General features: G+C 62.1%; 28 protein-coding genes. 8 read left to right on the forward strand and 20 right to left on the reverse strand.

All coding sequences use genetic code 11. From position 1 onward, the window contains the following. Nucleotides 1-5: 5 nt before the first annotated feature. The 7 genes from J3474_RS11150 to J3474_RS11180 form a co-directional block, all read right to left on the reverse strand. Nucleotides 6-2,240 (reverse strand): fimbria/pilus outer membrane usher protein, encoded by a 2,235-nt coding sequence (locus tag J3474_RS11150; protein WP_242528357.1) that lies wholly within the window; start codon nucleotides 2,238-2,240, stop codon nucleotides 6-8. Between the two features lie 91 nt (nucleotides 2,241-2,331). Further along, nucleotides 2,332-3,051, reverse strand: coding sequence for a molecular chaperone (locus J3474_RS11155; RefSeq protein ID WP_242528358.1), 720 nt, complete (start codon nucleotides 3,049-3,051; stop codon nucleotides 2,332-2,334). A gap of 41 nt (nucleotides 3,052-3,092) precedes the next feature. Next, nucleotides 3,093-3,596 carry a spore coat U domain-containing protein gene (locus J3474_RS11160; RefSeq protein ID WP_013837046.1) on the reverse strand — a complete coding sequence of 168 codons (504 nt, stop codon included), beginning with the start codon at nucleotides 3,594-3,596 and terminating at the stop codon, nucleotides 3,093-3,095. 46 nt (nucleotides 3,597-3,642) lie between these two features. Further along, nucleotides 3,643-4,185, reverse strand: coding sequence for a spore coat U domain-containing protein (locus tag J3474_RS11165; protein ID WP_242528359.1), 543 nt, complete (start codon nucleotides 4,183-4,185; stop codon nucleotides 3,643-3,645). Nucleotides 4,186-4,471: 286 nt separating this feature from the next. Continuing rightward, nucleotides 4,472-5,131 (reverse strand): OmpA family protein, encoded by a 660-nt coding sequence (locus tag J3474_RS11170; RefSeq protein WP_242528360.1) that lies wholly within the window; start codon nucleotides 5,129-5,131, stop codon nucleotides 4,472-4,474. Then, entirely contained in the window at nucleotides 5,128-6,966 is a 1,839-nt protein-coding gene (locus J3474_RS11175) for a sodium:proton antiporter (RefSeq protein ID WP_207094300.1), read from the reverse strand. The genes J3474_RS11170 and J3474_RS11175 overlap by 4 nt, the downstream gene beginning before the upstream one ends. A gap of 96 nt (nucleotides 6,967-7,062) precedes the next feature. Beyond that, nucleotides 7,063-7,671 (reverse strand): cation diffusion facilitator family transporter, encoded by a 609-nt coding sequence (locus J3474_RS11180; protein ID WP_207094231.1) that lies wholly within the window; start codon nucleotides 7,669-7,671, stop codon nucleotides 7,063-7,065. A 385-nt stretch (nucleotides 7,672-8,056) separates the two neighbouring features. On the opposite strand from J3474_RS11180, the gene J3474_RS11185 reads away from it, so the two are divergent. Both J3474_RS11185 and J3474_RS11190 read left to right on the forward strand, forming a co-directional pair. Next, entirely contained in the window at nucleotides 8,057-8,263 is a 207-nt protein-coding gene (locus J3474_RS11185) for a cold-shock protein (RefSeq protein WP_007014604.1), read from the forward strand. 77 nt (nucleotides 8,264-8,340) lie between these two features. Continuing rightward, nucleotides 8,341-8,592, forward strand: a complete 252-nt coding sequence (locus J3474_RS11190) for a hypothetical protein (RefSeq protein ID WP_051009969.1) — start codon at nucleotides 8,341-8,343, stop codon at nucleotides 8,590-8,592. Between the two features lie 95 nt (nucleotides 8,593-8,687). Here the strand turns inward: J3474_RS11190 and J3474_RS11195 are convergent, their stop codons facing one another. Further along, on the reverse strand, nucleotides 8,688-8,840 hold the full coding sequence (locus tag J3474_RS11195; protein ID WP_207094232.1) for a hypothetical protein: 153 nt from the start codon (nucleotides 8,838-8,840) through the stop codon (nucleotides 8,688-8,690). A gap of 48 nt (nucleotides 8,841-8,888) precedes the next feature. After that, a complete protein-coding gene (infA, locus tag J3474_RS11200) occupies nucleotides 8,889-9,155 on the reverse strand; it encodes a translation initiation factor IF-1 (RefSeq protein WP_013837041.1) in 267 nt (88 codons plus the stop codon). Between the two features lie 35 nt (nucleotides 9,156-9,190). Between infA and J3474_RS11205 the strand changes: the two genes are divergently transcribed. The 4 genes from J3474_RS11205 to J3474_RS11220 all read left to right on the forward strand — a co-directional run bounded on the left by J3474_RS11205 (nucleotide 9,191) and on the right by J3474_RS11220 (nucleotide 10,709). Next, a complete protein-coding gene (locus tag J3474_RS11205) occupies nucleotides 9,191-9,415 on the forward strand; it encodes a hypothetical protein (protein ID WP_207094233.1) in 225 nt (74 codons plus the stop codon). A 35-nt stretch (nucleotides 9,416-9,450) separates the two neighbouring features. Beyond that, entirely contained in the window at nucleotides 9,451-9,639 is a 189-nt protein-coding gene (locus tag J3474_RS11210) for a hypothetical protein (protein ID WP_083835163.1), read from the forward strand. Next, complete coding sequence (locus J3474_RS11215; protein WP_148274846.1) at nucleotides 9,636-9,905, forward strand: hypothetical protein; 270 nt, start codon at nucleotides 9,636-9,638, stop codon at nucleotides 9,903-9,905. The genes J3474_RS11210 and J3474_RS11215 overlap by 4 nt, the downstream gene beginning before the upstream one ends. Before the next feature lie 126 nt (nucleotides 9,906-10,031). Beyond that, complete coding sequence (locus tag J3474_RS11220; RefSeq protein ID WP_041558413.1) at nucleotides 10,032-10,709, forward strand: CDP-alcohol phosphatidyltransferase family protein; 678 nt, start codon at nucleotides 10,032-10,034, stop codon at nucleotides 10,707-10,709. 11 nt (nucleotides 10,710-10,720) lie between these two features. On the opposite strand, the gene J3474_RS11225 is transcribed toward J3474_RS11220, so the two are convergent. The 7 genes from J3474_RS11225 to J3474_RS11255 all read right to left on the reverse strand — a co-directional run bounded on the left by J3474_RS11225 (nucleotide 10,721) and on the right by J3474_RS11255 (nucleotide 19,699). After that, nucleotides 10,721-11,395 (reverse strand): DUF2270 domain-containing protein, encoded by a 675-nt coding sequence (locus tag J3474_RS11225; RefSeq protein WP_013837039.1) that lies wholly within the window; start codon nucleotides 11,393-11,395, stop codon nucleotides 10,721-10,723. 99 nt (nucleotides 11,396-11,494) lie between these two features. Then, complete coding sequence (locus tag J3474_RS11230) at nucleotides 11,495-12,973, reverse strand: glycerol kinase (RefSeq protein WP_207094234.1); 1,479 nt, start codon at nucleotides 12,971-12,973, stop codon at nucleotides 11,495-11,497. Between the two features lie 74 nt (nucleotides 12,974-13,047). Next, nucleotides 13,048-14,535 carry a glycerol-3-phosphate dehydrogenase gene (locus tag J3474_RS11235; protein WP_207094235.1) on the reverse strand — a complete coding sequence of 496 codons (1,488 nt, stop codon included), beginning with the start codon at nucleotides 14,533-14,535 and terminating at the stop codon, nucleotides 13,048-13,050. Nucleotides 14,536-14,553: 18 nt separating this feature from the next. Then, on the reverse strand, nucleotides 14,554-15,642 hold the full coding sequence (locus J3474_RS11240; protein WP_207094236.1) for an LLM class flavin-dependent oxidoreductase: 1,089 nt from the start codon (nucleotides 15,640-15,642) through the stop codon (nucleotides 14,554-14,556). 126 nt (nucleotides 15,643-15,768) lie between these two features. After that, a complete protein-coding gene (locus J3474_RS11245) occupies nucleotides 15,769-16,683 on the reverse strand; it encodes an aldo/keto reductase family oxidoreductase (protein WP_207094237.1) in 915 nt (304 codons plus the stop codon). Further along, a complete protein-coding gene (locus J3474_RS11250) occupies nucleotides 16,680-17,693 on the reverse strand; it encodes a LacI family DNA-binding transcriptional regulator (protein WP_207094238.1) in 1,014 nt (337 codons plus the stop codon). The genes J3474_RS11245 and J3474_RS11250 overlap by 4 nt, the downstream gene beginning before the upstream one ends. Further along, the gene (locus J3474_RS11255; protein WP_207094239.1) at nucleotides 17,690-19,699 is read right to left on the reverse strand and encodes an alpha-glucosidase; all 2,010 of its coding nucleotides are present in this window, start codon (nucleotides 19,697-19,699) and stop codon (nucleotides 17,690-17,692) included. Before J3474_RS11255 ends, J3474_RS11250 begins: the two co-directional genes overlap by 4 nt. 195 nt (nucleotides 19,700-19,894) lie before the next feature. Here J3474_RS11255 and J3474_RS11260 point away from each other — a divergent pair, with 195 nt between their 5' ends. Together J3474_RS11260 and J3474_RS11265 are read left to right on the forward strand one after the other, a co-directional pair. Beyond that, nucleotides 19,895-22,207, forward strand: coding sequence for a TonB-dependent receptor (locus J3474_RS11260; protein WP_207094240.1), 2,313 nt, complete (start codon nucleotides 19,895-19,897; stop codon nucleotides 22,205-22,207). Nucleotides 22,208-22,275: 68 nt separating this feature from the next. Beyond that, nucleotides 22,276-22,605, forward strand: coding sequence for a hypothetical protein (locus tag J3474_RS11265; RefSeq protein ID WP_207094241.1), 330 nt, complete (start codon nucleotides 22,276-22,278; stop codon nucleotides 22,603-22,605). Between the two features lie 21 nt (nucleotides 22,606-22,626). Here the strand turns inward: J3474_RS11265 and J3474_RS11270 are convergent, their stop codons facing one another. From J3474_RS11270 to J3474_RS11285, 4 genes are read right to left on the reverse strand one after another with little or no spacing between them, the layout of a single operon-like run. Continuing rightward, a complete protein-coding gene (locus tag J3474_RS11270; RefSeq protein WP_242528362.1) occupies nucleotides 22,627-23,133 on the reverse strand; it encodes a flavin reductase family protein in 507 nt (168 codons plus the stop codon). A 22-nt stretch (nucleotides 23,134-23,155) separates the two neighbouring features. Further along, on the reverse strand, nucleotides 23,156-24,130 hold the full coding sequence (locus J3474_RS11275; RefSeq protein WP_207094242.1) for a fumarylacetoacetate hydrolase family protein: 975 nt from the start codon (nucleotides 24,128-24,130) through the stop codon (nucleotides 23,156-23,158). A 28-nt stretch (nucleotides 24,131-24,158) separates the two neighbouring features. After that, nucleotides 24,159-25,211, reverse strand: a complete 1,053-nt coding sequence (locus J3474_RS11280; protein ID WP_207094243.1) for a VOC family protein — start codon at nucleotides 25,209-25,211, stop codon at nucleotides 24,159-24,161. A gap of 1 nt (nucleotide 25,212) precedes the next feature. Then, entirely contained in the window at nucleotides 25,213-26,823 is a 1,611-nt protein-coding gene (locus J3474_RS11285) for an FAD-dependent monooxygenase (protein ID WP_207094244.1), read from the reverse strand. Nucleotides 26,824-26,905: the final 82 nt, after the last annotated feature.

Genomic DNA, 26,905 nt, shown 5'->3' on the forward strand with positions numbered 1-26,905 from the left:
GGCGTTTACCGACATGGCAACGGCCCGACGCGTCCCACTCCGGGGCCCCGGGCAGGGTAATCAAACGCAGCCAGGCAGCGATTGCCATCCGCTTGCGTGACAGTAAGCCGATTGTCGTCCTGCAAGTTCTGAAGGTAGGCGCGGCCATCGAGGCCGACCCAGGTTTCCTCGCCGGTTGCCGCGATGACCTTCGAGCCTGCCGGCAACGCCTTGCCGTTCGGACCGACCAGAAGAACATGGGCTGCCCTGCTCCTCGAAACCGGGAAGCGCAGGAGGCGGCCGCTACCGTTTTTCACCGCAGAACGCTGGCGCGTAACCGGCACTTGCACGTCTGCCGGCAGATCGCGCGTATCGATGGCGAAACTCGCCGCATAATAAGACGGCACGCGCGCGACCAGCAGGTGACCCTTGGCGTCGGTCACGCCGGCCTTCTGGTTTTCATATTGGACGGGTACGCCCGCCACGCCATCGGTGGATACGAGGGCAAAGGCGTCATTGATGCGATTGGCCACGAAGACGCTACCGTCCATGATGACCAGCGCCCCGGAAAGTTCGCCCCAGGTGGTCGTATGCGGCCCCGCGCCGAATACCCCAGCCTGGAGTTGCAGGGCACTATTGCGCCAGGTGAGATCCCCGCGATAGCGATCGCGATCGCCGCTTGCATGGGAGGCACCAACAGACCAGCCCAGCCCGCCTTCGCTTGGCACCGCCCTGCCGTAATCGACAACGGCGCGCGCATTGCCCCGCTGCGTTCTCTCGATCCCGGCGACTGCGCTTCCCTGCCGTCCCAGCGGGACCACCCACTGCGCCATCGCGCTGGTCGTCTCACGCTCAATGTCGCGCACTGCAGACAGGTGCAGGCTGCTCCTGCCCCAAAGCGTTTGGTAATAGGAAAGGTTCGCGAGCCGAAAGCGCCGATCTCCCTGTCGTGTCTCCACAAAGCTGGCGGCCAGGTTGCCCAGTCCCCTGCCGAGAACGACGTTCGCCTGCGCCTGCCACTGGCGGGACGGCAATCGATAGTGCTTGGTCGCATAGCTGGACAACTCGGCATATTCCGGACTGCGCCGCACCGCCCTTGCCATCAGGTTGAAGCCACGACCGGTGTATTGGTAGCCCAGCGCGACCTGATTGCCGCTCCGCCCGAATTGGCGGCTGGCACTGGCCGACAGATCGACGACACCCAGACTGCCGAGTTGCAGCACGCCGCCCACGCCGACCAACCGGTGGTCGCCAGCAGCCTCTGCCGACGCCTCCAGCGTCAGAAATCGCGTAAGGCCGAAACGCCCGGACGCCGACGCAGCCCATTTACCGTATGATGTGCTGCTCGTTCCAAAGTCCCGCCGCAGCTTCCCGACAGACAGCGCATAGTCGGCCAGGCCTGGCCGCAGCAGGCTATTGGCGACGTAGAAGGCCGCAGAGGTTTGCACCTGCCTGCCTTGCGCATCGGTGGTAACGACCGTCGCTTCACCTGCGCCGTTCACGTAAGGCAGTTCGTCCACCACAAAGGGACCCGGCTGCACCGTTGTCGCCGCTGCGCGGTAGCCATTGACGAACAACTCAAGCGCACTCGGTACTGCCGCCATACCCGCGAAACCGGGCAAGGGATAAGTCACGACGTCAGGCCTTACGCTGAAATCGCGAGAGACCTGCGCACCTGCCATCCTCACAGGGTTTGTCCATGGCAGCGTACGGGTAACCAGGTCCCCCGCTTCATAGGTTCGGATCGCCTCGTCGTCGACGTAGGTCCAGCGGGTCTCATAGCGCAGATAGCGCCTTGTCCCGTCGAACGTATCGAACCGCAAGCTGCCACTATTGCTGAGACTGCCAAGCCCCCCGAAGAGGCGTTGCTCGCTCCACAGCGAGCCATGGGTTTCCTGCCCCGAGTGCGCGACGTAGAGATCGTAATTGATCAGGGCGCCGAAATCGCTCTTCGGAACGATCCGATCCCTCTTGGAAGCGATGCCCACACGGCTGCCCTCGAGCCACTGCGGCGGCACCGTCAACAAAAGCCTCTGATCCGCTTCGGAATAATCGGCTGCCACTCCCGCCTCGGTCGAAAGATCGACCATGAAGTCGGCAGGCCAATCGCGGTCGATGCCCGCCTCGCGCAGGACCTGCGCTTCTACCGAAAGGCGTCCATCCTGCAAGCTGACGGGGATCAGGCGGCCGGCAGTCCTGCCATTCACCACCAGTTCGAGCCGCAGTTGCACGGCCGAAGGAGTGTCCGCAACTCGCGTCATCTGCGTCGGCGCATCATCGGCAAGGGCCAACGTCGGAGCGAATAGGGCAAGCCCCCCGACCAGCGCCAACAGGAAGTCCGGCGCCCGCCATCTAGTTCGGCATGCAGGCACCGAGCGCCACCTGCTTCGCATGGCCGTTGACCTTGGCGCGCAATGTCCCAGAAGTGACCGGGTTGCCCGGAACAGCCCATTCCATAGTGCTGCCCGCCAGCACATAACCGAGAAGCCCGGGCCCGATCGACACGGTACTTTTACCTGTATCTAGGTCCACATCCGCCAGCCTGGCGTGCACCGGCCCGGCATTGATCAACCGCACGGTCCGCCCCCGATCTACCAGCTTGCAACTCAGTTGCGGCGCCGCAGAGTCCCGTTTGTTCTTGTTCTGATCGAGGGCCACGAAAAGCGGAATCGAATAGCGCATGCGAAAGCGCAGCGCGGTGGCGGTCCGCGTCTGTTCGGGCCGGTCGGTGACGGCCGGGATTTCGTCGACGATGACCCGGTATGCCGCTTCCCTGTCCCGCGGCAGCGGCTCACCCAGCACGAGGCGGACGAGTTGGCGCACGCCCGGTCCGACTTTGACCATCGGTGGGCTTGCGAGGACCTCATCCTGTTCGGAATGGACATCGCTTCGCGCTTCCTGCGTCCAATGCATGACGCGAATCTGCAGGACGACGTCGGCTGCTCCTCGATTTTCCAGCCAGAGCTCGGTTCCTGCGCGTCCCTCAACGATAACCGGGTCGATCGGCCAGATCAGGACGGTCGCAGCCAGTGCCCTCAGCGGCAGAACTGCAAGGACAACTGCGATGAGCAAAGCCGTAACATCTTCCGGTGATCTTGCCTCTCCCATGGCCTTCACCAGCTCAGCGTCAGGACGATGGTGTCGGAATAGGTGTCCGGCGGTTTGTCACCGCTCAACACCGCTCTGCCATAGATGGGCAGGGCAATTGCTTCCGGATCGGCGAAAGTGACCGCATAGGCTTGGTCGATCTGCATCTCGTTCGAGAAGCCGGCGTCCCGGTAAAGCCGGTAGGGGAGCAGAGCGCCGCTCCCGGCTGCCTGCATGTTGCGCACGGCAGAACCGTGCTGGCCCGCACCCAGCGCCATCGACAGGGCAACACCGGGCGTGCAGCTCAACGTCAGCCCGGCATCCGCGGCAATGGCCGTGGATACGGTATCGCGGGACAGCGACGAATGGCTTCCGAAATCGAGCAGACCGTATCGCCCCAGCGCTTCACCGCCAGAGGCAAGCGAGCCGTTGATCTCGCATCCCGAAACGACCGTCGCCGAGACCTGGAAGCTCGTGGTGGTATCCGCCATGGCCGGGTTGGACAACGCGGCGGCCAGTCCCGCTCCCATTCTTGCTGCGCGGCGCAATTGAGATCCCATGCTCCGCTCCCCGCCCTCAGAAGGTCAGCGTTACCGATATCGTATCGGTGTAGGTCCCTGGCGAAAGACCCGCGACACCCACAGCCCGGCCATAGATCGGCACCGTCTGTTCGGTGCCGTCACCGGTCACGGACAGCGTCGATCCATTGTTGAGGACAGTACTGAATCCGGCATCGGAATAGATGTCGTAAGGTATGTAGACCGAGCCATTGGCGAGAGCCCTGCCGCCGCCGGCCACCGCAGCGTCGTTGGCGCCGCTGTCGATAGTGATCGTGGCATCGGAACCGGGCGAGCACTGTACCGAGATGTTTCCGGACCCATTGCCGTCGACCTGGGCGTCGGAGGATGTAAAAAAGGTACTGACCGACCCGAAATCGAGCGATCCGAAGTCGACATTGCTAGTCGCTGTGTCACCATTGACTTCGCAGGCTGCGACAAGGGTTATCGAGGCATCGATCGTACCGGTAACGGTTTGGGCATGAGCGATGTGGACAGGGGACAAAGCGGCGAGCAGGAGGACAGGGACCACGCCATATCCGGAATTGAACCTACGCATCATGAGCAGACACCTCGAGTTCTTGTCCTGCGAGTGTCTTCTTTAGGTAAATAAACTTTGGTAAATGCTACGATTACAATTTTGAAACCGTGAAGATATCACTGATTACATTATTTATTTCCTGAAGTTCACGGACAAACTGCGCCCGAGATGCCAACTTCGCAGATGTCGGATCGGCATCGCCGTTAACTGTCGATCCCGGCCAGGTTGCCTGGACAGGCAGCGTTTGGGGCATCCGCGAAGGGCTTCGATGAGGTAATGACATGCAACTGGCGCCAAGCCGGGCGGATTATTCGGACGATGGCTCGAGACTTCCGGTCGCAGTCTCGTCCGGGCCTGCCGCGGCATCCTTGACGGGAGGCTCCACGCGGATCTCCACCCTCCGGTTGCGCGCGCGGCCCTCGGGATCATCGGAACCGTCAAGCTTGCGATTTGGCGCAATCGGCCGGCTTTCCCCAAGAGCGATTACCATAAGTCGCTCACCATCCACGCCCTTGCTCTCAAGGTAATCGCGCACAGCCTCAGCCCGCTTTTTCGAAGCGGCCAGATTGGCCTCGTCGCTGCCCCGGGAATCGGTATGGCCCCAGATCGTCACGACACCGCCCGCCCTGAACGTCGGATTGTCGAGCAGCGCATCGATGGCGGCAAGTCCGGCCTCGTCCGGCTCCTTCCCCTTATCGGGAAAGCGAACCGCAACCGTCACCGGCTGCAGCGAAGGCGCGGTATCAGGCAAGGGCCCGACATCGGGACGAAGGATCGATTTCTTGGGGGTGACGTTCACGACGGGGGAAGCGTCCTGCACCGCAGTGCCAGTCGCCTCGTTCGCTGCGGAACTTTTCTCTTCAGGCATGCCAGGCTGGCCGGAACCGCCGCAGGCCGAAAGCGACAGGACCAGAGCCACAGGGAAAATCAGAGCGTGCCCGCAGCCCCTGTCACGGGATAGCATCATGCGCTTGCCTCCTCTGTCCGTGTTGTCTGTCCGGTGGATTGCGCCTCCGGACGGCGCGATGGTGCGTAGGAGACGATCACGTCCCCGGGTTCGGCCGCCGGGCGCGACGCGTGGGTGAAAAAGCGGATCTTCCCATCCTTGCGGTAAAGGAACAGCATGTCCCCTCCTTCCGGAAGTTCCGCCCTCGCGTCCGAAAAATCGAACTGATCGCTGATCTTGGTCTTGCGAAAAGTCCAGCCCGCCTGTTCGCGCGCGATAATGTCCTCCACGCCGAGCCCTGACGCGAACATCGCGCGGCCCTGCAACGCCTCGGGAAGACTGCGGTGATCTTCGTCATCGCCCATCCCGCCCAGCTGATAGACGGAATCGCGACCAAAGTCGGGCGCGAATTCATTGCATACCAAAGCGTTGTAGGCCTCGTTCTGCGAGATCGCGACCAGGACTTGAAACTGCGTAAGATCAAGCCGTTCCTCGGTAGATTCCGCCAGGATTTCGCCGTGATAGGTTGGAATGCCCGCCTGCCGGGCGGCGGAAAGGCGCTGCCAGCTGGTATCGCAGATCGTGACCGGCAATTCGAGCGAACGCACCTGCTCGGCCAAGGCGAGGCTCCACGAGGTGCTGCCCACGATTAACAGGCCCTTGCGCTGCACGCCCGTCACTTTCAACCAGCGCGCGACATGACGGACGCTGAAGCCGTGAGCAACGATCGTCGCGACGACGACCGCGAAGGACAAGGCAACCAGAATGCTGCCATCGGCGTAGCCAAGCTTGCCGAGGCGCAGGGCGAACAGGCCGGCGATGGCCACGGCAACTACGCCGCGCGGAGCGATCCATGCCAGCAACAGCCGCTCGTTCCACGGCAAGCGGCTGAAGGCCAGGCTGCACAGTACGGTCAGTGGCCGGACGATGAACAGGAGAGCAAGGAGGAAGGCGATGAAGCGCCATTCGAACTGGCGCAGCACTTCCAGATCGAGCGATGCCGAAAGCAGCACGAAAACGCCGGAAATCAGCAGGACCGTGACGTTCTCCTTGAAGGGGTGGATGTCGCGCAGGCTGTCGAGCCGCATGTTCGCAATCGCAACGCCCATGACCGTGACTGCAAGCAGGCCGGTCTCCTGCTGGATGAGGTGCGACAGCACGAATGTGCTGATCACGGCCACCAGCAGCACTGGCGCCTTGAGGTATTCGGGCACTTGCCCGCGGGGGAAGGACCAGGCGATCAGTCGCGCCACTGCATAGCCGATCAGTCCAGCCACGACAGCAGCAGCCAGCAGCGAAATGACAACGGCGATCAGTGTCCCGCCGGCTTCCGCCCGCCGCAGGTACTCGTAAGTGATGACTGCGCACAGCGCCCCGATCGGATCGTTGACGATCGCTTCCCACTTGAGGATGGCCCGCGGACGCGGCGCAACATTGCTCTGGCGCAGCAGCGGCAGGACAACGGTGGGGCCCGTCACGACGAGAATGCCGGCGAACAGGATGGCCACGGGCCAGACCAGTCCGGCAAGATAATAGCAGGCGATCGCGCCGAGGCCCCAGCCGACCGGCACGCCGATCAGGACCAGACGCGTCACCGCGCCCTCGGTCTTGCGCAATTCCCGGAAATTGAGGTTCAGGCCTCCCTCGAACAGGATCAGTGCAACCGCCACGGAAATCATCGGCTCAAGCAGTTCCCCGAAGGTCTCTTCGGGTGATATTAGCCCGGTGACAGGGCCGGCGATGACGCCGGCGAAAAGCATCACCGCGATGGCCGGCCATCCCGTGCGCCACGCGATCCACTGCGCCCCGATCCCGAGAACGCCGATCAGTGCAAAAACAAGGGCCTGGTGCTCCATGAGGAGGGCATACTCCACGTTGTCCGGATTGTTAAATGCGCGGAACGCGGGTTCGTTCATCCAAAATCGAGCAAGTCCCGTGCCCTAATGCGCCATTCAGGTCGAAGAGGTTCGCTCCGCCCGGGCGTCCTTCAGGATTTCGAGCGCCTCACGAATGACGTAGAGGCCTATCCCCGCGCCGACGACGAGGTCGAAATACCGAATTCCCGTGAGCAGGACGGCAAGGCCGGAGAGGATCACGACCACGTTGGCAACGACGTCAGCCCTCGTGAAAATCCAGGCGGCGCGCAGATGCACCTCGCCGTTTCGCTGATGGGAGAGCAGGCGCAGGACAATCACATTCACAGCGAGCGCAGGCAGGGATACAGCCATCATCCAAAGGCCTTCAGGCACTGCGCCTGCATGGAAGCGGCGCGCGACTTCCCAGAGCAGGCCGAAGCCGAGAGCTAGCAGCAGGATACCGCTCAGCGTTGCCGCATTGATCTTGAAATGAGGGCTGCGCCCGATTGCCGCCAGCGCAATCGCATAGACAGTCGCGTCGGAAAGCATATCGAGACCGTCAGCCACTACGGCGGTAGAGCCGATCAGCAGGCCAGTGGCCACTTCGGCCACGAACATCGCAGCATTGAGGGCTAGGGCCAACCATAGCACGCGTTGCTGAGCCCGCGTTTCAACTGGAGTAGGTTCGCATCCGCATCCCGCCATGGCGGAAGTCTAGCGCGGCTGCCGAGACAAGGCAAAACCCACCGTTGCTGTAGGACCGGAAAAGAATTATTTATTCCTACGACGCCGATCGGAAAATTATCATATAATAAAAGCGTCAAACTCTGAAATCGTCAGGAGACCGGAACGCCATCATAGAAATTTAATCCGATGATTTTCACCAGCGAATTTCCTAGTCTTGTTGAGCGTTCCGTGCTACCAGAAGGCACGTCGAATTTGCGACGGGTTTCGACAATTCTGGTTTTTGAGCCGACCTCTGCTTCGGTAATTTTCCCATCTGAGACGATTTCCCTTTCTCTGACGGTTTGACGTGATCCGGTCGCACGCGTTGTGCGCCGGGAACATCGTTTCTTGAAAGGAAACACCAATGCCTATCGGCACCGTAAAATTCTTCAACACCGACAAGGGCTTCGGCTTCATTTCGCCGGACAACGGCGGCGATGACAGCTTCGTTCACGTCTCGGCGGTTCAGGCAGCAGGCATGCACACGCTCGAAAAGAACCAGCGCATTTCCTACGAAGTTGAAGTCGGCCGCAACGGCAAGGCTTCGGCAACGAACCTTCGCGAGGCCTGATCGCGCGAAGTGCAGGGCTGTCCCCGGACAGCCCTGACATGCTTGTTTTCTGTGAAATCTCGCGGAGAGACCCTCATATGAGCCTAACCCGCACCTTCTGCGACGAACGCGTTCGCGCTGCGACCCTCGCCGCAGACCAATCCAGCCTCGACAACGTTCGCGAACGCGAACTGCGCTCGGCCGCCGCCTGGCAGGCCATGTCCGACCGGATCCGCAAGCTTGAGGCTACACGCTCCGCCAAGGAACGCGCCCAGCTTGAAGCCCGGGAAAACCTGGAAGTCGCGCAATCCGACCAGGCAACGCGGGAAACCAGGACCAGCGCGAACTGACAACGCAGGAAGCAGGCCCTTAGCCTGTCCTGCGATGCAGCGAACTGAATTTCATGGAAGTACAAGGCCGGGCAGTGCCCGACCTGTAGCGCGTGTCAGTCCACCATGGCCGCGACAAGGAGTTTCAACTCCTGCACGGAAAGTGAACTGCGCGTCTTCTCAAGCGTATGCTTGATGGAAAAGGGCAGCCTTTCACTGCCGTTCTTCTTGTGGGGACGCCCAAACGCGTCCGAAATGGTATTGATCATCAATTCCTCTGATAGCGGCCGAAGCCGCATCCCCTTTTTGTTTTCTGGTTACCTTCTGAAATTGCCACGCCCCTTGCCCGGTCCCGGCTGCCCGGGAGAACGCTCACGGAAGACGATACGTCCCTTGCTGAGATCGTAAGGCGTCATTTCCACGTGAACGCGGTCTCCGGCCACCGTACGGATACGGAACTTGCGCATCTTGCCTGCCGTGTAGGCGATGATCCGATGCTCATTGTCGAGCAGTACGGCGAAACGTCCATCGGGAAGTACTTCCTCGACCGAACCTTCCATTGTAAGTAATTCTTCTTTAGCCACTTCAATAAATCCTGATAAAGCGTTGCCCAGCCCCGATGCTCGAATGCAATCCGGGAAATGATTGCCAGGAAGCTGTAGAGGAAATCGAGATTGCAGCCGAAGCTGGAAATCATCTCGCCATGGAGCGACGTAGCGAAAGTCATATAGAGCTTTCTTTCGCAAATTTCAAGCCAGCGAAATTTTATGCTCCACTAGCTATCGGGACGGTTTTGGACTACAGTAGATTTATCGCCGGCCCCGTTCCGCACATCGGTGACTGAGAGACCATCGCGCTCCCGCATCAAGGAGAGCAGTCTTGGACCTCAATCAGCTTCTGTATCATCACCAGATTGCACTCATGCGCAAATCGGATGACGAAGCGCCACAGCACTGTGGATCGCGTTTCGATCTCGTCTCTCACTACGAAAGGCGGATCAGCAAACTGCGGCAAGAGCTGGGGACCACGCAGTATCCTAACTGGCCCGACGGCCAGGCGCACTTGTGACCTCCTGCCGGACTTTCCGCGAAGCGCCCGCGTCCTGCGGCAGGCAGTGGACCAACCTGCCCAGATCTTCGGAGCAATGGAAACGTCGCAGCGAAGTCTATGGGGTGGCCTTCCATCTGCTCGGCGGCGCAAGGCCTGCCTCCCATTTCCTTGGCGCGCATGATGCCGCCTTCCCGGGCACGTTGCTCTCGGTAGCCATGAGTTCGGCCCACGGCCAACTGATGGTCACCAAACTGGTGCGCCGGCTTGCCGCCCAGTCCATCTGAGCCGGCGGCGTGGCGCGAAATCCCTTTACAGATGACCGCGCAGCGTCTTACGCACCCGAATAAAGCCGCCGGGCCGACGCATGATCGCTGTCGCAACGGCCGCGAGCCCTCCCGAAAGTAACCCGAATGAGTTCAAATCCCGATACCCATGCCGGCCCGATGGTGCGCATCCAGCAGAACCTGTTGGCGCGCTCGGAACGGCGCATCCTGCAATGGCTGTGCGCGCGCATGCCCGGCTGGATCACGCCCGATATCCTGACCGCCCTGGGCATTGTCGGCGCGGTCATGACTTTCGCGGGCTATGCCGCCAGCAACCTGGCTTCGCATTGGCTGTGGCTTTCGATTGCCGGCTATGTCGTGCAATGGTTCGGGGATTCGATGGACGGTAGCCTCGCCCGCTTCCGGAGGATCGAGCGACCTGCCTATGGCTATTTCATCGATCACAGCTGCGACGGGCTGACCACGGTGTTGATCGTGTGGGGTCTCGGCGCCAGTCCGTACATCGACATGAACGTCGCGACCGTGGCGCTGGTAGGCTATCTCCTGCTCTCGATCCACGCCTATCTCGCCGCCCGGGTCATTGGCGAATTCAAGCTCTCCTATCTCTCCGCCGGACCGACCGAACTGCGCTTCATGCTCATCGGCTTGACGCTGATGATGATGGTGCTGGGAAGCGGCAAGGGCATGTTCGGCGTCACGTCGGGCTTCGACGTCTTCGTCGGCGCCGTGGGAACGATCCTGATGATCCTCTTCATCATCCAGACGCTCGTCACCGGTCGTCGTCTCGCGGTAGACGCCCGCTAGACGATCCGGCTTCATCCCATGCCGACATGGTCTTCACGGTTGGCTGCGCGCCGCTTGTCGTCACGCCAGCTCCAGATCGCGATACAGCCCCAGGCAAGGCAATAGAGCGCACCGAGCCCGAGCACGAGTTCGCCCGGAACGGGACCGATCGCAGAGCGCTGTGCGAGCTGGGACACATGCTCGATCGGGGTCGGATGGACGACGATCTTGCTGACGAAGGCTGTCGTCTGGATAAGCAGTATCCAGAAGTAGTTGCGCCTTATGCGCCTGCCAATCGCAACCTGAAGCGGGATATGATAACGCGGGCGCAGATAGTCGCGGGCCAGCGTCTGCTGCCACTCTTCTTCGTGCCGGCCATTATCGCCGTTGAGAAAACTGGCGAAGAAGTGCGTCTCCATCCAGCGGCAACGGGCACGCCAGACATTGAAGTAACGATAGCGGCGCGCTTCGAGCAGCAGGAAAAACAGGATAAGGATGCCTGCGAGCAAAAGCGGCAGGGGAGAAGCGTCGGGGGATGCAAAGGTGATGGACAGGGCGATCCCCAAGGTCACCACCGACCAATTCGTGGTGGTATCCAGCCGGGTCCGCCAGACCGCAGAACGGTAAACCTCTCCGCGATAGAGGTGCGCGATCGCGCCGATCTTCGCAGCACCCAAGTCAGGCGCCGCTTCGGCCTGCAGGGTCATGTCGTCTCTCCCGCAATTCCGGCGACTTATGTCGCTGGGAAGAAACTCGGCCCTTGCCGGGCCGATGTCAATTCTACCGCCGCAGTACGCCCCGTCCGATCAGGTGCCCTTCCCCAGTTCGGAGGCCAGCACGTCGTGCCACAAGCCAAGGCGGGCGCGACGCATCGCAGAGTCCATGGCCGGCCTGAAGACCATGACCTCGGGACGCATCATGGCGGCCTCTTCCAGCGATCCGAAGATACCGCAACCTACGCTTGCCAACATCGCCGCCCCGAGGGCAGTTGTCTCCACATCGAGCGGCCTTTCGACCTGCAGATCGAGGATATCGGCAAGGTCCTGGGCGATCCAGTCGTTCGCACTCATACCGCCGTCGAGACGCAGGTTGAGCCATGCCGCGCCGTCACCGTCGAAGGCGACTTTCAGATCATGCATCTGATGGGCCATGGCTTCCAGCGCAGCGCGAACGATGTGTGCCCGCCCGGTGCCATGGGTCAGTCCCGCAATGACTCCGCGCGCTTCGGCACGCCAGTGCGGGGCGCCGAGGCCCGACAGGGCCGGCAAAATGCAAACGCCGCCGCTGTCCGCAATCGAGCGGGCAAGACTTTCGGTTTCGCAGGCAGTTCCGACCATGCACAGTTCGTCGCGCAGCCATTTGACCAGGCTGCCGGCGACGAAGACGGAGCCTTCCAGCGCGTAGCTGCGCTCTCCGCCGATCTGCGCCAGCACGGTGCTCACCAGCCTGTGACTCGACAACCTCGGCGAGGTTCCCGTGTTCGCCAGGACGAAAGCACCTGTTCCCAGCGTGGCCTTGACGTCTCCGGGTGAGAGGCAATTCTGACCGATCGTTGCTGCCTGCTGATCTCCGGCCAGACCGCATATGGCAATCGATCCACCGAACAGTTCCGGGCTCGTCCGCTCGAATTGTCCGGCATTGTCGACGATCTCGGGCAGGCTGGCGCGCGGGACGCCGTGAAGCGCGAGCAGCTCGTCATCCCAGCCCGCGCCTTCCAGCGGCATCAGCATCGTCCGGCTGGCATTGCTGGCGTCGGTGATATGCAACCCTGCGGTGAGCTTCCAGACCAGCCAACTCTCGACAGTTCCGAAAGCCAGCCTGTCCCCGAGCTCGCGCGCCGCCGGCACGTTTTCGAGAACCCAGCTCATCTTCGTTGCCGAAAAATAGGGATCGAGCATCAGGCCGGTCCGCGCACCGATCATCGGTTCATGACCCGCTTCCCGCAATTGCTGGCAGCGGTCCGCTGTGCGGCGGTCCTGCCAGACGATGGCGGGGGTGATCGGCTTGCCGCTCTGGCGGTCCCAGGCAACAACGGTTTCGCGCTGGTTGGTAATGCCGATGGCAGAGATGCGATCCGCGCCGCCTGCCCTCGCGACCATTTCCCGCGCGCAGGTGAGCGTCTTTTCCCAGATTTCGTCCGCATCGTGCTCAACGTAGCCGGGCGCAGGATAATGCTGCGTCAGTTCCGACTGGGACACGCCCAGAATGCTGCCCTCGGCAGAGTACAATATGGCTCTGGTCGAGGTCGTTCCTTCATCGAGAACCAGAATGGGGCGCTCTTGCACCGTATCTCTCCCTAAGATTCAATCCGTGATCGTCTGCGCCCGCCCCAACCGTGGATAGCAAGCGCAATCCAGCCTCAAGCAGGCGTCAGTTTCGCAAGGTATTTCTGCAGCTCATCGACCTGCTGCGCGTTCATTCTCAGGCCCAGCTTGGTCCGGCGCCACAGCAAATCCTCCGCGCTGCGGCACCACTCGCGCTGAACGAGGTATCGCACCTCGCATTCGGTCAATCCGTTTCCGAAGTGAATGCCGCATTCCGGCAGCGCTGCGGCATTGCCGAAAATGTCCGAGATCAAGGTCCCGTAATTGCGCAGCAGGCGGTGCAGCCATCCCGGCTCCAGGAACGGATAGCGCGATGCATAGTGTTCAAACATTGAGGGCAATTCATCGGCGGAGAAATTGCCGCCGGGCAGCGGCGCCTTGTCGGTCCAGTGCTTGTGGGCAAGCTGCGGCAAGCGGTGGCACAGCAGATCGACGGCTTCCTGCGCCAGATGCCGGTACGTGGTAATCTTGCCGCCCATGACCGAGAGCAGCGGCGCCCCCTCATCCTCGTCGGTCAGTTCCAGCGTGTAGCCGCGCGTCGCCGCTTCCGGCTTGCCTGAGCCGTCGTCGATGAGCGGCCGCACACCCGAATAGGTCCACACCACATCGCCGGGGGTCACCGGTTCGCGAAAGTAGTGGCTCGCCCCCTCGCACAAGTAGGCGATTTCCTCCTCGCTGGCCCGGACGTCCTCAAGGCTGCCATGATGGTCGCGATCGGTCGTGCCGATCAGCGTGAAGTCCTGCTCGTAAGGGATGGCGAAGAAGATTCGCCCGTCGGGGAGCTGGAAGAAATAGGCGAATTCATGCTCGAATTTGCGCGGAACGACGATGTGCGAGCCGCGCACGAGGCGCATGCGCCGTTCGGACTGTTCACCGGCCTGCCCCAGGAGCTTGAGGACCGCAGGCCCTGCTGCATTGACGACTGCCCGCGCGTGGAAGCTCTTGCCGCCTGCCTCGATACGCCAGCCCTCCGCCTCGCGGGTCAGCGCCTCGACCCGCGAACCCGTGTGCACCTCGGCGCCGTGATCCGCCGCATCGCGCGCATTGAGGACAACGAGGCGCGCATCGTCCACCCAGCAATCGGAGTAGACATAGGCGTGGGTGAATTCGTCCTTAAGCGGCCTGCCGCCGGGATGTCTGGCGAGATCGACCGACCGCGTCGCCGGAAGGCGCTTGCGGCCACCGAGATGGTCATAGACGAACAGGCCCAGGCGCAACAGCCAGCGGGGCCGCAGCCCCTGAACATGCGGCAGGATGAAGCGCAGCGGCCAGATGATATGCGGCGCAATCGCCCAGAGGCGTTCGCGTTCGCTGAGCGATTCACGGACGAGGCCGAACTCGTAATGCTCAAGATAGCGCAGGCCGCCGTGGATGAGCTTGGTCGATGCAGAAGACGTTCCGCTTGCCAGGTCGCGCGCTTCCAGCAGCAGGACCCGCGCACCGCGGCCTGCGGCATCGCGTGCGATGCCGCAACCGTTCACGCCGCCGCCGATCACGGCAATGTCGAAGAGCTCTTCGCTCACCTCGGTGGCTTCCTTCTGTCAGGCTTCGAGCGGACCGTGCTGGATATGCGGCAGGACATGGCGCGCAAACAGGTCGGCCTCCTGCGCATGGGGATAGCCGGATAGGATGAACGCCTCGATCCCTTCGTCCTGATAGGCGCGAAGTTTGGCGAGAACCTGATCGGGCGTGCCGACGATCGCGGCGCCGCAACCCGAGCGGGCACGCCCGATGCCGGTCCACAGGTTGTCCTCGACGAAGCCATCTCCCCCTGCGGCGCTGCGCAGTTCCGCCTGGCGCTGGACACCGTAGTTCTTCGCATCGAGCGACTTTTCGCGAATGGCCTTGCCCGCTTCGTCGTCCAGCTTCGACAACAGGCGGTCGGCATAGTGGCGGGCCTCCTCTTCGGTTTCACGGACGATGACGTGGACACGATATCCGAACTTGAGACTACGACCAAACCGCGCAGCACGCGCTTGCATGTCGGCGATGGTTTCGCGCACCTTGTCCATCGTATCGGGCCACATGAGATAGACGTCGCAGCCTTCGGCAGCGCATTCGCGCGCATCCTCGCTCAATCCCCCGAAGTAGAACGCGGGACATTTGCCAGAGATAGTTCCGATGCGCGGCGGGTCGAGCTGGAGCTTGTAGAACTCGCCCTCGTGATCGAGGTGCTCGCCATTGAGGAGCGTACGCACGATCTTCATGACCTCGGTCGCGCGGGCATAACGGCGCGCACTTTCCAGCTTTTCGCCGGGCATGTCGGAGGAGATGATGTTGACGTTGAGGCGGCCGCCGGTGCCCGAGGCATTCGGGCCGAGGATGCGGTCGAGCGTTGCGATGCGGCGCGCAAGCTGGGGCGGCCAGTCCTCACCGATGCGGGTGGCCCAGAGCAATTTCATGCGGCGCACCTGCGTCGCCACCGCAGCGGCAAAAGCCGTCGTATCGAGCCCAAGCTGGTAGCCGGATGGCAAAAGGATATTGTCGAAACCGCCCTCCTCGGCGCGCATCACGATATTGCGGCAATGTTCCCAGCTCGACTGGAGATAGGGATCGGGAACCCCGAGGAATTCGTAATCGTCGTCGCACAATGCGGAGAACCACGCGATTTCACATTTCCGGTCTGACATTTCGATCTCCTCTCACATCAATCAGGCGTGCGCGGTTGCCGGGTCACCCGGTCCGGGCGCACGTTTGCATGTCCAGCAATAGTTACCGTTACTCTCGTTCAGCTCCGCAGGTGCGGAACTCCTGGCTCAGGGCAATGGCACTCCTCGGGCCGCGACCAGAACGCCGTACCACTCCTGCCTGGTCCAGCGGACTTTGAGCGCCGCCGTTCCTTCGACGATCCGCTCGGCCTGCTGGGACCCGATAATCGGGACGATGCCTGCCGGATGCGCCATGAGCCAGCTGTAAGCCGCAACCGTACTGGATACGCCATGAGCATCGGCCACCGCGCCAAGCGCCGCGGCAACCGCCCTGTCACGCGCGCTCTGCGGATTGGCGAGGCGTCCGCCGCCCAGCGGCGACCATGCCATCGGGAGCAGGCCCATCATCATCGCCTGATCGAGTTCGCCGTTCTCGAAGCAGTCGATACGCAGCGGGCTGATCTCGGGCTGGGTGGACACCAGCCTGGTACCAAGGAACGAATCCAGCGCGGCTATCTGGTGAATCGTAAAGTTCGAGACGCCCAGCGTGCGGATCTTGCCTGCCGCAACGGCATCCTCCAGCGCGCGCGCCACTTCCTGCGGGTGAGTCAGTATGTCGGGACGATGGACCTGCCAGAGGTCGATTTGCTCGACCTTCAGGCGGCGCAGCGATGCATCGATGGCCTCGTTGAGATAGGCGGTGCTCTGATCGTAAGGGAGCGGCGGGCAGATACCGCCCTTGGTCGCCAGCACCATGCGTGGGCGCAGCGAGGAATCCCGGGCCAGCACTTCGCCCAAAAGCGCCTCTGCATCGCCGAACCCGGCCGCCCCGTCGAAACCGTAGATATCGGCAGTATCGAGCAGGGTGATCCCGGCATCGAGAGCCGTGTTCACGAGACGGGCAGCTTCATCGACGGTGCGCCCACCCTCTGCAAGGCGCCACATGCCCCAGGCGATCGAGGACACTTCGATGCCGCTGGTACCCAGAGTTCGGACGGCAGGGGCGGCAGGCAATTGGCTCATATGGTCTTCCTGAGAGGCGGCGCGACGGATGCGCGCTCGATAAGGGAATGGGGCAGGCGGCGGTGGGTGATCTCGTTACCGGCGATCAGGATCTCGGTGGCGGTCTGGGCCAGCTCCGCCATCGGCTGGTGAATGGTGGTGAGCGGCGGCCATACCGTGCGGGCCAGGGTCGTATCGTCGAAGCCGGTCACCGACAGCTGCGCCGGCATCTCGATCCCGCGGCCATGCGCTTCGGCAAGGACTCCGGCGGCCATGTCGTCGTTCGACGCGAAGATAGCAGTCGGCACCTCGGGCAGGTCGAGCAGGTACTGCGCCGCCCGCACACCGCTGTCGAAATCGAACTCGCCCTCGAAGACGAGCGAAGGTTCGAACTGGATGCCGACCCGGTCCAGTGCCCGGCGATAGCCGAAGAGGCGATCTTCGGACGCCATGTGGCTTTGGTGTCCCTTGATGAAACCGATGCGGCGGTGGCCCTGGTTGATCAGGTAGGTCGTCATGTCATCTGCGGCCTGCGTGTCATCCATGAACACCGAGCTGGTGAGAGCATGGTTGGTACCCGGCGAGATCCGCACGAAAGGCAGGTCGAGCGCCTCAAGCGCGCGCAGCACCGGTTCGCAGTCGGTGACTGGCGAGGACAGGATGATCCCGTCGACATGCGTTTCGGTAACAAGACCGCGCACCTGTTCGCCAACGGTCGGATCGGTCACGTCGACCGGCTGGGCAAGCAGGCGGATGTTGTGCTGCTTGCACTGTTCCCAGCATCCGGTCTGGATCTGGAACATGTAGAAAGGGCTGTGGTTGTCGTAGATCAGGGCGATCTGGTTGGATTTCGATCCGGACAGGATGCGGGCGGCAACGCTCGGGCGAAAATCGAGCTTCTGCATGGCCTCCTCGACCCGCGCACGCGTATCCGCGCTGACGTAGGGATGCCCGTTCAGCACGCGGCTGACCGTCTTCACCGCCACACCGGCCATGGCTGCCACGTCCCTGATATTCGCCCGCTCACTCATCCCCGCAACACCCCTTCCAGTCCGGCAAACAGCTGCGCGAAGGCACTGTCCGGCCGATAGAACACAGGCGGCTGCCCGATCGGAGCGGGAACCTCGGCAACTCCGGGTCCGTAATCCTTGCCCGTCCAGCAATGTCTCCAGACACCGCTGCCCGGCAGGATCACCCGGCGCGCCTCGGCTCCCTCTTCGATGACGGGTGCCACGACCATGTCGGCACCGTAGAGGAACTGATCCTGCACCGTAAACAATGCAGGTTCATCGGGATAATGCAGGAACAATGGCCTCTGGGCAGGAAGACCCGCCCCTTGCGCCTCGTGGCACAAGTGGCGCACGTAGGGCGCCAGATGCGCGTGGACCCGGCTCCAGCGCGCAAAGCAATCCAGCAATTCAGGTGAAGAATCGAACTGGAGGTTGTCATCGGGGCGATTGCCTTCGTGGCTGCGCATGACCGGCGCAAAGGCCGACAGCTCGCACCAACGCTGCATCAGCTCGACGCTGCGGACATTGCCGTGGAGCGATGTGTAGCCGCCACAATCGGAGTGGCTGTAGGCATTGCCGACCAGCCCCGAAGAAAGCGCGGCAGTCACGACCGTCCCGATGCCGTCATGGCGCGTGAAATCGACGCACTGGTCTCCGGCCCACAACAGCGGACAATAGGCTTGCACCCCGGAAAAGCCGGCCCGCATGAAGAAGAGCGCATCGCCTGTCCTACCGCGCGAAGCCAAGGCTTTCGCATTGACCTGCGCCCACAGGACCGGCCAGCGATTATGGGCTTCCATGGCGTCGGATCCGTCGGCGAGGCGCAGATCGGTCGGCAGGTACTCGCCGAAATCCGCCATCCATCCCGAAATTCCGATATCCAGCATTTCGCGCCCAAGGATACGTTCGGCGAACCAGTCGCGCGTTTCTTCCCGGGTGAAATCGAGGACACCGCAGTCGAATTCGCCGAAGTCGACGAGATAGACCTCGTCACTGTCCTGACGCAGGCAGAAGTGACCGCCTGCCAGGGCTTCCTCATAGAGCGTCCCGTCGACCGCCAGGTAAGGATTGGCATAAGCGAGGAAACGAATGCCCCGCTTGGCAAGCGTCGCGATGGACGCCGTGAGATCGGGATATCGGGCCTCACTGCGCTCTGACCCGCCCCAGTCCCAGAACAGGCGGCGCCCGAAGCTTGTCTCGCGAATGCCGGCCCAGTCCTCGCACCACAGGCCTGACACGGCCGCGCCGGCATCGATGAAGCGTTCCAGCCGTTCAAAACTGCTCGCACCTGACTTGAGGCCGACAATCGCGCCGCCGATGGCCCATTCGGGCAAGGCCGGCTGGCGGCCGAACCTCGCCGATAGTGCCGAAACCAGCTCCAGGGGCCCGCTGGAGGCAAACAGTTCGAAGCGGGCGCATCCGCTCCACACCTCGACGCGGTGCGCGGCGGGGTCCGAGAAATCGAGCACGCTGTAGCAGGAAGCATCGAGATGCACGGCAAGCCACCGAGAGGTAAGGAAGGTGGGTTGCGGGTAATTGGTATTCCAATAGTCCCCGCCGGCCATCCCCTGCTCATCCATGATGCGGGTCAGTTCGGTAGCCTTGTCGCGCCCCACGCCCGGTTCGCTGGTCCACATCGGAAAGCTGCGACCGTTGAGCGCCAGAAAGCTCATCTGCTCGCCGCCGCCCCAGACCACCTCTTCAGGTTCGGCATGGAACCTGACGAAAATGCGATCATAACCGGGGAGCAGCACATCGAGCTGCAAACGCGTTCCATCGATGCGCAGCACCGCGCAGGGCGAACCGGCGTCAAGGAACTCGATACCTCCATCGGCCCTGCGCCACTTTGCAGGAATTATGCGACCCGATGGCTCGTCGGAAATCGAGAAGTTGCCTCGATACATTTCCACACAGGACTTGCCGCGCGCAATGTCCAGCGCTGGACATGATTCTCTGTGACGCAGGACCACGCGCCCCCGATACTCGAGGTCGAAACCGTCTCCAGCGTCCAGAATACGCACTTCCAATGCATTTCCTCTCTAATGTCGCACTGCCCAATGCGGCACTTTGTGCGCTTCTGCATTTGCGTATGACACCGCTTGACATACCGAGGACACGCTGGCAATGCAAGCATCAATGAAGGCCCGTTTCCGACAGGCTCCGCAAGGGAGCACGGAAGCGAATGAAAACCAAGTCGAGCCCGTATTGGGAGGGGAGTTACTATGAACGTTTCCAGGCACAAGTTCGCGTGGGCGCTGGCCGCTTCCACAAGCGCGATGGCGCTGCTTTCGCCCGCCCTCGCCTCTGCACAGGAAGTCGAGGAAATCATCGTCACGGCGCAGAAGGTGAAGGAGAACGCGCAGTCCGTTCCCATTGCCATTTCCGCGGTATCGGGCGACCGGCTCGAGCAGACCGGAGCCACCAGCCTTGAAAACATTACGCGAATCGTTCCCTCTGTCACTTTCCGCAAGGGGACGACCAGCGCCAACAGCGCGATCGTCATGCGCGGTGTCGGCACGATCACCTTCTCCATCGCCGCAGAACCGAGTGTCTCGACCGTTGTCGACGGCGTGGTCCTGAGCCGTTCGGGCCAGGCCTTCATGGACCTAGTCGATGCCGACCGCCTCGAAGTCCTTCGCGGCCCGCAAGGCACACTGTTCGGCAAGAATGCGTCGGCCGGCCTTGTCAACATCGTCTCCAAGGGCGGTACCGACACGCTCCAGGCCGAAGCCAAGGCCGAATGGTACGAAGGCGACGAATACCGCCTGCGCTCGTCCGTTTCCGGTCCGCTCGGCCAGGACTGGAGCGCACGCGTCACCGGATTCTACGGCACCTACGACGGCAACATCACCAATGTCTACGGCGGCAAGAACAAGAAGGTAAACGGGTACGAGCACTGGGGCGCTCGCGGCATCGTCGACTATTCCGGTTCGATTGCCCGCCTGCGCTTCATTGCCGACTACTTCCATGCCGACGATGACTGCTGCGCCGACGTAACCGGCGCCAGCCGCGGTCCGGTGCTCGACGCCGAACTGGGCCTGCCCGGCGGTGTCGCACTGGGCGAGGACCAGCGCTACGTAAACCACAATCTGGTAACCCGCACGCGTGACAAGCAGTACAGCTTCACCGCATCGGGTGACATCGATCTGTCCGATACGCATACGCTGAGCTTCGTGACCGGCTACCGCAACTGGTGGAACGAGGAGATCCGCGAGGGCGACTTCCTGCCCCGTGCCCTCGTCGGCACTGCCCAGCTTCACGACAATGGCGTGGTCAAGACCCAGCAGATGTCCTTCGAGGCGCGCATCGCTTCGGACCAGTCGCGCCCGTTCTACTACCAGGTCGGTGGTTTCCTCTGGCATTCAGACAACAAGCAGGATTTCACCCGCCGCGACATCACGTGCGCCAGTTCGACCTTGCCGGTCGATCCCATCACCGGCGGGCAGCCGTGCAACCTCGACGACACCGTCAATACCCTCTTCCCGACGGCAAGTTCAGCCAGCGACGTCAACTCGTCGAACTATGCCGTATTCGGGCAGGCAACCTATCGCCTGAGTGACTTGTTCGCGATTACCGGCGGCTTGCGCTACACTTGGGACGAGCTCAGCTTCACCCATATTCGCGCACCCGGCGTGAACGCGACGACGGGCCTTCCGGCAACCGGACCCGGCGTTTCGGGCAACCCGGCAGGCGGCACGATTGCAAGCGGCGGTAACGGCACCAACGTCTCCAGCGGATCGAGCTCCAACAGCAACCTCTCCGGCAAGGCCGTCGTGCAGTTCACCCCGAGCCGCGACATCATGCTCTACGGCAGCTACACGCGCGGCTACAAGGGCCCGGCCTTCAACGTCTTCTTCAACCACACCGCACCGACCAATGCCGTGCCGATCGACGAAGAGACTTCCGATGCCTTCGAGGTCGGTCTCAAGTCGCAATTCCTGAACAACAAGGTCCAGCTCAACCTTGCCGGGTTCACCGTTCAGTACGACGGCTTCCAGGCCAACAACTTCGTGCTGCTGAACGGCGCAGTGGTCACCAACCTGACCAATGCCGGCACAGTCAAGAGCCAGGGCTTCGAGGCAGACTTCACGGCCGTTCCTGTCACCGGCCTGACGCTGCGCGCCAGCGCCGCCTATGCCGATGCCAAGGTCAAGCGCTTCAACCCGAACCCGCTGACCAATGCCCCCGACGCGCGCGACGGCACGCGGCTGCCGCTGGCGCCCAAGTTCACCTATACCCTGGGTGCGGATTACGAGCGTCCCGTCGGCAACATGGTCGTCTACTTGAATACTGACTATCGCCATGTCTCGAAGCAGTATTCGGACCTCGGCGAATCCGGACCGATTGACGCCTACGGTCAGTGGAATGCCTCGCTCGGCCTGTCCGATGCCGATGACAAGTACCGCCTGACGTTCTACCTCCGCAATATCACGGATGAAAGCTACGTCCTGCTGAACGTTTCCGATGGTCAGCGCCTGCAGATCCCGCGCGATGCTGACCGCTATTTCGGCGTCAGCCTGCGAGCGCGCATGTAACCCAACCTGCCGGTTCTCCCCCGGTGCCCCCTCGCGCAGCGGCGAGGGGGCATTTTTTTGCTGCAACCTTGACCGGTTCAATCAGCCCCGATGTACACCTGATCTGCAGAACTCAGCCTGTGTCCCCGCACTTGTCCATGCCCGTTCCCCTCTTCGTCAGCCCGACCCTTGAAGCCTATGCAGTGCTTGCGATCATCGGCAGCGCCATCGACACGTTGGCGAGAGGTCGTCTCGACGACTTGCTCGATCTGCGCCAACCTTCTCACATCACGCCAAAGTTTGCGACAGAACCCTGCAAGTTCTTCGCTGAGATGCTCATAGACGTTGGAGACGACGAGATCGTGAAGGCCCGCAACATGTTCAAGAACGAAGCGCTGCTCGGAAGTTGGAATTCTTAGAGTCATCTTGTTCCCAGTAGGTCACACGGACTGAAAATATCCGTACTTGCCTTGATAGAAGAGCAGCGGGAGGCCGTCGTTTGCCCGCAGGTTGATCACCCTGCCTCGGACTTCGGAATGGTCTCCCGCGTCGATCACGCTGTGGATCTCACACTCGATTGTCGCCAGGACGTCTTCCAGAATCGGATTGCCAAGGCATGAAATGGCATGTGGCACGTCATGGAACTTGTCCTCATCCCGGCTCGAGAAGCGTCGGCAGAGCCATTCCTGACCGCTGGACAACACGTTCACGCAAAAGCGGCCGGCGGACCGGATTTTCTGCCAGCTCGCCGATGTCGTCGTCGCGAAAAACGCGACGAGCGGCGGATCGAGCGATACCGATGTGAACGAGCCGATTGCCATACCCGCCAATTCGCCATCGTCGAGCCGCGCCGTGACGGCGCACACCCCCGTGGGATAATGCGAAAGAACCTGCCGGAACCGGGCCGGGTCGAGAGCATCGAAGTCCATGATTTCGTCGTGGTTCATCAATGCATCTCCTTTCCGGCAATCACACAATCCGGCAGCATTGGCTGCCCAGATCGACACCGTTGGCGTCGTCGCGAAGATTGAGTGTCAGTTCGTCACCAGGTTGCAGAAACGGGCCGTTGCGCTTGGCTTCGGTTACGACTTCGGCGCGTCGCGTCGCATCATCGAACAGATTGGTCGCGAGAATTCTCGCCAGCGCCGGAGTAGCCTGCGCCAGGACGCCGCCCGGCGTTCCGGTCAAGATCATGTCGCCGGCCTTGAGGTCCATCATCGCCGCGACTTGGGCGAGCGTTTCCGGTGCCTTGTAGACCTGCTGCGCGCTATTCGCCGACTGCCGCATCTCGCCGCGATATTTGAGCGAAAAGCTTAAGGCGTCGAGAATGCCGGCGACCTCGCCGGGTTCCATCCAATAGAGAACCGGGCCGGTCGGGCAGAACGTCCGGTAACTCTTGCCCTGGAACCATTGCAGGAAAGACGACCCGAACATCACATCGCGGGCGCTGACATCGTTGCACAGGGTCACAGCCGCAACGTAGTCGCCGACGTTCGAAGCGTCGACCGTGCTGGTCGCAGAGAGGGCCTTGCGCAGGACGATGCCGATCTCAGCCTCGTAGTCGAGCAGTTCGACGGCCTCTGGCCGGACAATGTCGTGATAGGGACCGCAAAGTGACGAACTGGCCTTGCCGAACAGCAGGTTGGCCTTCCGGCCATGATGGCCGGACTCCTGCGCATGATCGCTGTAGTTCAGCCCCTGGCAGACAAGTGTCGCGTCGGTTGTGACGGGGCTGGTGAGTTGTCGCGCCTCGACTGTCAACCTGACGCCCGAGCTCTCTCGGCCCGCCGGGGAATCGAGTACGGCGAGCAAATCCGCCGTTGTCGCGGCGTCGCATATCAGCTCAACCTCCACTCGGTCGTCGGGACAGGATGGAGCCGCCGAAACCAGCCAGCCGAATTGCAGGCGCCCCTCATGGGCGAAGCGAACCAGAGATATGGCCATGAAAATTCTCCGCTGATTGTTGATCGGATCAGTCGAGCCAGGGACGCGGCGCAACCAGCATTGCATCGATCAGTTCCCTGACCGGTGGCGGCGCTTCTTCGGGTGCCTGGCCTGCCGGACGCATCGATGCGGGAAGATCGTCGCCCCACGCCCACAGGCCGGCTCGGTCGAAGGGATGGAAGCCAACTGGATAATCGGCGGTCATTACATCGCCATCGGCATAGTGCTCCCACTCGTCGCCTGCCGGGTCCTTCCAGTAATCGAAGACCTGGCTGCCAAGTACGTGCCGGCCGATACCCCAGAAGTGTTCCCACCCTTGCGCGCGCAAATACTGCTGGCCCTGTCCAACCGCGTCGATGTCGATGGTTTCTGTCGAGATGTGCAGGATTTCCGGCGCAGGCCCGAAGCTGATCGCGAGCGCGTGGTGGTCGGCCGGTTGCTCGCCCCTATCGAAACGGAAGAAACCCAGCCCGATCATCCCGCTTTGGGTTTGCAGCATGTCGCTCGGCAGATAGCCGAAGTTCTGCATGTACCAGCGCACCGTCTGTTCGAAGTGCGGCGTCTGCAGGACCAGGTGCCGAACACCCTCCACAGGCGCCGGCGTAAGCGGAGGCCGCACGCCGGCATTGACGCGGGACTTCTTCCAGGGCGTGTTCTCGACATCGATTGCCTCGCGCGGGACATAGGCCTCTGCCTTCTCGAAGCCGTGGACCAGATCGATCCTGTAGCCATTGGGATCGACGAGATGCAGCACCCGCCCGCCACCGGGCTTTTCGCTATCGGCGGGAGCGATGCCGTTTGCCGAGCCGAGCGTGTCGAGATCCGCGCCATCGGCGGCAACCAGCCCAAAGCCCACAAAGGCATCCCGATCGGACGGGATCAGTTCGACGCTGTAGGGCTTTTCTCCAAAGCCGCGGAAATAGACGTTGGGTCCTTCATGTTCGACGCGAGTGAAACCAAAGTCATGCAGGAAACGCGACATCGCCTCCACGTCGCGCCGTTCAAGCACGACATAGGCCATCGCGTCCGCCCGAACGGTCGGGATGATATTTGCGAAAGGGTGGGACGGATTGATGCTCATGTCAGGCTCCGCGAATGTGATCAATGAGGGCAAGTGCGTCGCTGGGGGCTTCATTGCCGCGCCAGGCGACGTAGTGGTCGGGGCGGACGAGCACGAGATCGCGCTCGTAGATGGCATGCGCGTTGTCATCGCGCACATCGAGCAGCTTGAGCGGCACGCCGCGTTCCGCCGCGGCCGCAAGCAGGGGCTCAACGTCGATGTCGGCAAATCGCACCAGGGTGAAACCGGGCCCGAACAGGTCGAACATGGCCTCGCCTGATGCGAGGAAGACATGCGGCGCCCGGCTGCCGGGCCAGGTCGTGGGAATGAAGCGCACACGGTCCCATTCCGGCTCGTCCGCTTCATGACAGATGATCGAAGAACCGCGGTAACGGCAACCCAGCTCGATGCCGAGAGATTCGTTCTCCGCGTTGCCCAACTGGAGGATCAAATTTGACAGTTCGAGCCTGGCGGCGGCGCCGGCTTCACTGTCCTCATGAATGATGGGGGAATATTGCTCGCCGATGCGCAGGCGCACGCCCATGTTTTCCATGGAGGAATTGACCACGAACTGCGCGATGGGCCGTCGCTCACTGTCGATGGTTTCGAGAAGGCGAGGTCCCCCCCAGCCTTGCAATACGGCCGCGAATTTCCAAGTAAGGTCCGCGGATTCGGCTATGCCGGTGTTCATGCCGTAACCGCCCGTCGGGATGAGCTGATGTACCGCGTCGCCCGCTAGCCAGACCCGTCCGCTTCCGCTGCGTGACGTCACGACCAGATGCGGCGACCAGGCATTGGCCTGCAGGACTTCCATCGGAAATTCACCGCCCAGCGTGCGATAGACGAGCGCCTTGGGGTCAATTGCCGTCTCGTCGGTGCCGGGGGGCAGCAGGCAATGCAGCGTCCAGGTTTCTTCGTCGTCCTGCGCGATCAAAGTGGAGCTGTCCGGCGTCTGATAGTGCCAGGCCACGCCAAAGCGCTGCAGGAACTCTTTCTCCGGAGAACGGAAATGCGTCATGTAAACACGGGCGACGTTGAATTGGCCGGTCAGCTCAAATCCCAGCCTTTCGCGCACGATGCTTCCGCCTCCGTCGCAGCCGGCCAGCAACTGGCATCGGATCCGCTGAACCTCGCCGGTTGCAAGGTGCCGCGCCTTGACGACAACGCATGTGTCATCCTGGGTAAAATCCTCGACCGCCCAGCCGAAGCGGATCTCGGCGAGAGGAGAAGTTTGCAGCAGATCCGCCAGCACCGGCTCCAGCACCACCTGGCTCAGCCTCATGTTGGGTTCGAGCGGCTGGGTCCCATCGTTGTGGCTCCGGATACGCTCACGCCAATCGTGAACATTGGGATAGCTGAAGCGGGCAAGTTCCCATTCACCCAGCCGCGTCACCCAGGAAACGTCCATGCAGTTCTCGCGCGGCACGGCGCGGTCGCGGATCAACTCGGCAATGCCGAGGCGGCGGAAAAGCTCCATGCTGCGCCCGTTCGTCACGTCCATCTTGGGGTGACGTGTGGTCGACGGATTGCGCTCCAGCACGAGCACGGGGATCCCACGGGACTGAAGGTCGAGTGCGGTGGTCAAGCCAACCGGTCCGCCGCCTGCGACGACGACGGGAAATTCCTGCTCCATTGACAGACATCCTCTTGCGGACCGGCCGCGAGGGCCGCGTCGAGCATGGGGCTAACACAGCTCCGGATGTATGTCCAGCTAA

This window comes from Novosphingobium sp. PY1 (genome assembly GCF_017312445.1).
Classification (GTDB): Bacteria; Pseudomonadota; Alphaproteobacteria; order Sphingomonadales; family Sphingomonadaceae; genus Novosphingobium.

Bases quoted from the DNA above. Each gene is read 5' to 3' on its own strand.
- J3474_RS11150 (WP_242528357.1), bottom strand. From the start codon at position 2,240: ATGACGCGAGTTGCGGACACTCCTTCGGCCGTGCAACTGCGGCTCGAA.
- J3474_RS11160 (WP_013837046.1), bottom strand. From the start codon at position 3,596: ATGGGAGCGGGACTGGCCGCCGCGTTGTCCAACCCGGCCATGGCGGAT.
- J3474_RS11165 (WP_242528359.1), bottom strand. From the start codon at position 4,185: ATGATGCGTAGGTTCAATTCCGGATATGGCGTGGTCCCTGTCCTCCTG.
- J3474_RS11170 (WP_242528360.1), bottom strand. From the start codon at position 5,131: ATGATGCTATCCCGTGACAGGGGCTGCGGGCACGCTCTGATTTTCCCT.
- J3474_RS11175 (WP_207094300.1), bottom strand. From the start codon at position 6,966: ATGGAGCACCAGGCCCTTGTTTTTGCACTGATCGGCGTTCTCGGGATC.
- J3474_RS11180 (WP_207094231.1), bottom strand. From the start codon at position 7,671: ATGGCGGGATGCGGATGCGAACCTACTCCAGTTGAAACGCGGGCTCAG.
- J3474_RS11185 (WP_007014604.1), top strand. From the start codon at position 8,057: ATGCCTATCGGCACCGTAAAATTCTTCAACACCGACAAGGGCTTCGGC.
- J3474_RS11190 (WP_051009969.1), top strand. From the start codon at position 8,341: ATGAGCCTAACCCGCACCTTCTGCGACGAACGCGTTCGCGCTGCGACC.
- J3474_RS11195 (WP_207094232.1), bottom strand. From the start codon at position 8,840: ATGATCAATACCATTTCGGACGCGTTTGGGCGTCCCCACAAGAAGAAC.
- J3474_RS11205 (WP_207094233.1), top strand. From the start codon at position 9,191: ATGCTCGAATGCAATCCGGGAAATGATTGCCAGGAAGCTGTAGAGGAA.
- J3474_RS11220 (WP_041558413.1), top strand. From the start codon at position 10,032: ATGAGTTCAAATCCCGATACCCATGCCGGCCCGATGGTGCGCATCCAG.
- J3474_RS11225 (WP_013837039.1), bottom strand. From the start codon at position 11,395: ATGACCCTGCAGGCCGAAGCGGCGCCTGACTTGGGTGCTGCGAAGATC.
- J3474_RS11240 (WP_207094236.1), bottom strand. From the start codon at position 15,642: ATGTCAGACCGGAAATGTGAAATCGCGTGGTTCTCCGCATTGTGCGAC.
- J3474_RS11245 (WP_207094237.1), bottom strand. From the start codon at position 16,683: ATGAGCCAATTGCCTGCCGCCCCTGCCGTCCGAACTCTGGGTACCAGC.
- J3474_RS11250 (WP_207094238.1), bottom strand. From the start codon at position 17,693: ATGAGTGAGCGGGCGAATATCAGGGACGTGGCAGCCATGGCCGGTGTG.
- J3474_RS11260 (WP_207094240.1), top strand. From the start codon at position 19,895: ATGAACGTTTCCAGGCACAAGTTCGCGTGGGCGCTGGCCGCTTCCACA.
- J3474_RS11270 (WP_242528362.1), bottom strand. From the start codon at position 23,133: ATGAACCACGACGAAATCATGGACTTCGATGCTCTCGACCCGGCCCGG.
- J3474_RS11275 (WP_207094242.1), bottom strand. From the start codon at position 24,130: ATGGCCATATCTCTGGTTCGCTTCGCCCATGAGGGGCGCCTGCAATTC.
- J3474_RS11280 (WP_207094243.1), bottom strand. From the start codon at position 25,211: ATGAGCATCAATCCGTCCCACCCTTTCGCAAATATCATCCCGACCGTT.
- J3474_RS11285 (WP_207094244.1), bottom strand. From the start codon at position 26,823: ATGGAGCAGGAATTTCCCGTCGTCGTCGCAGGCGGCGGACCGGTTGGC.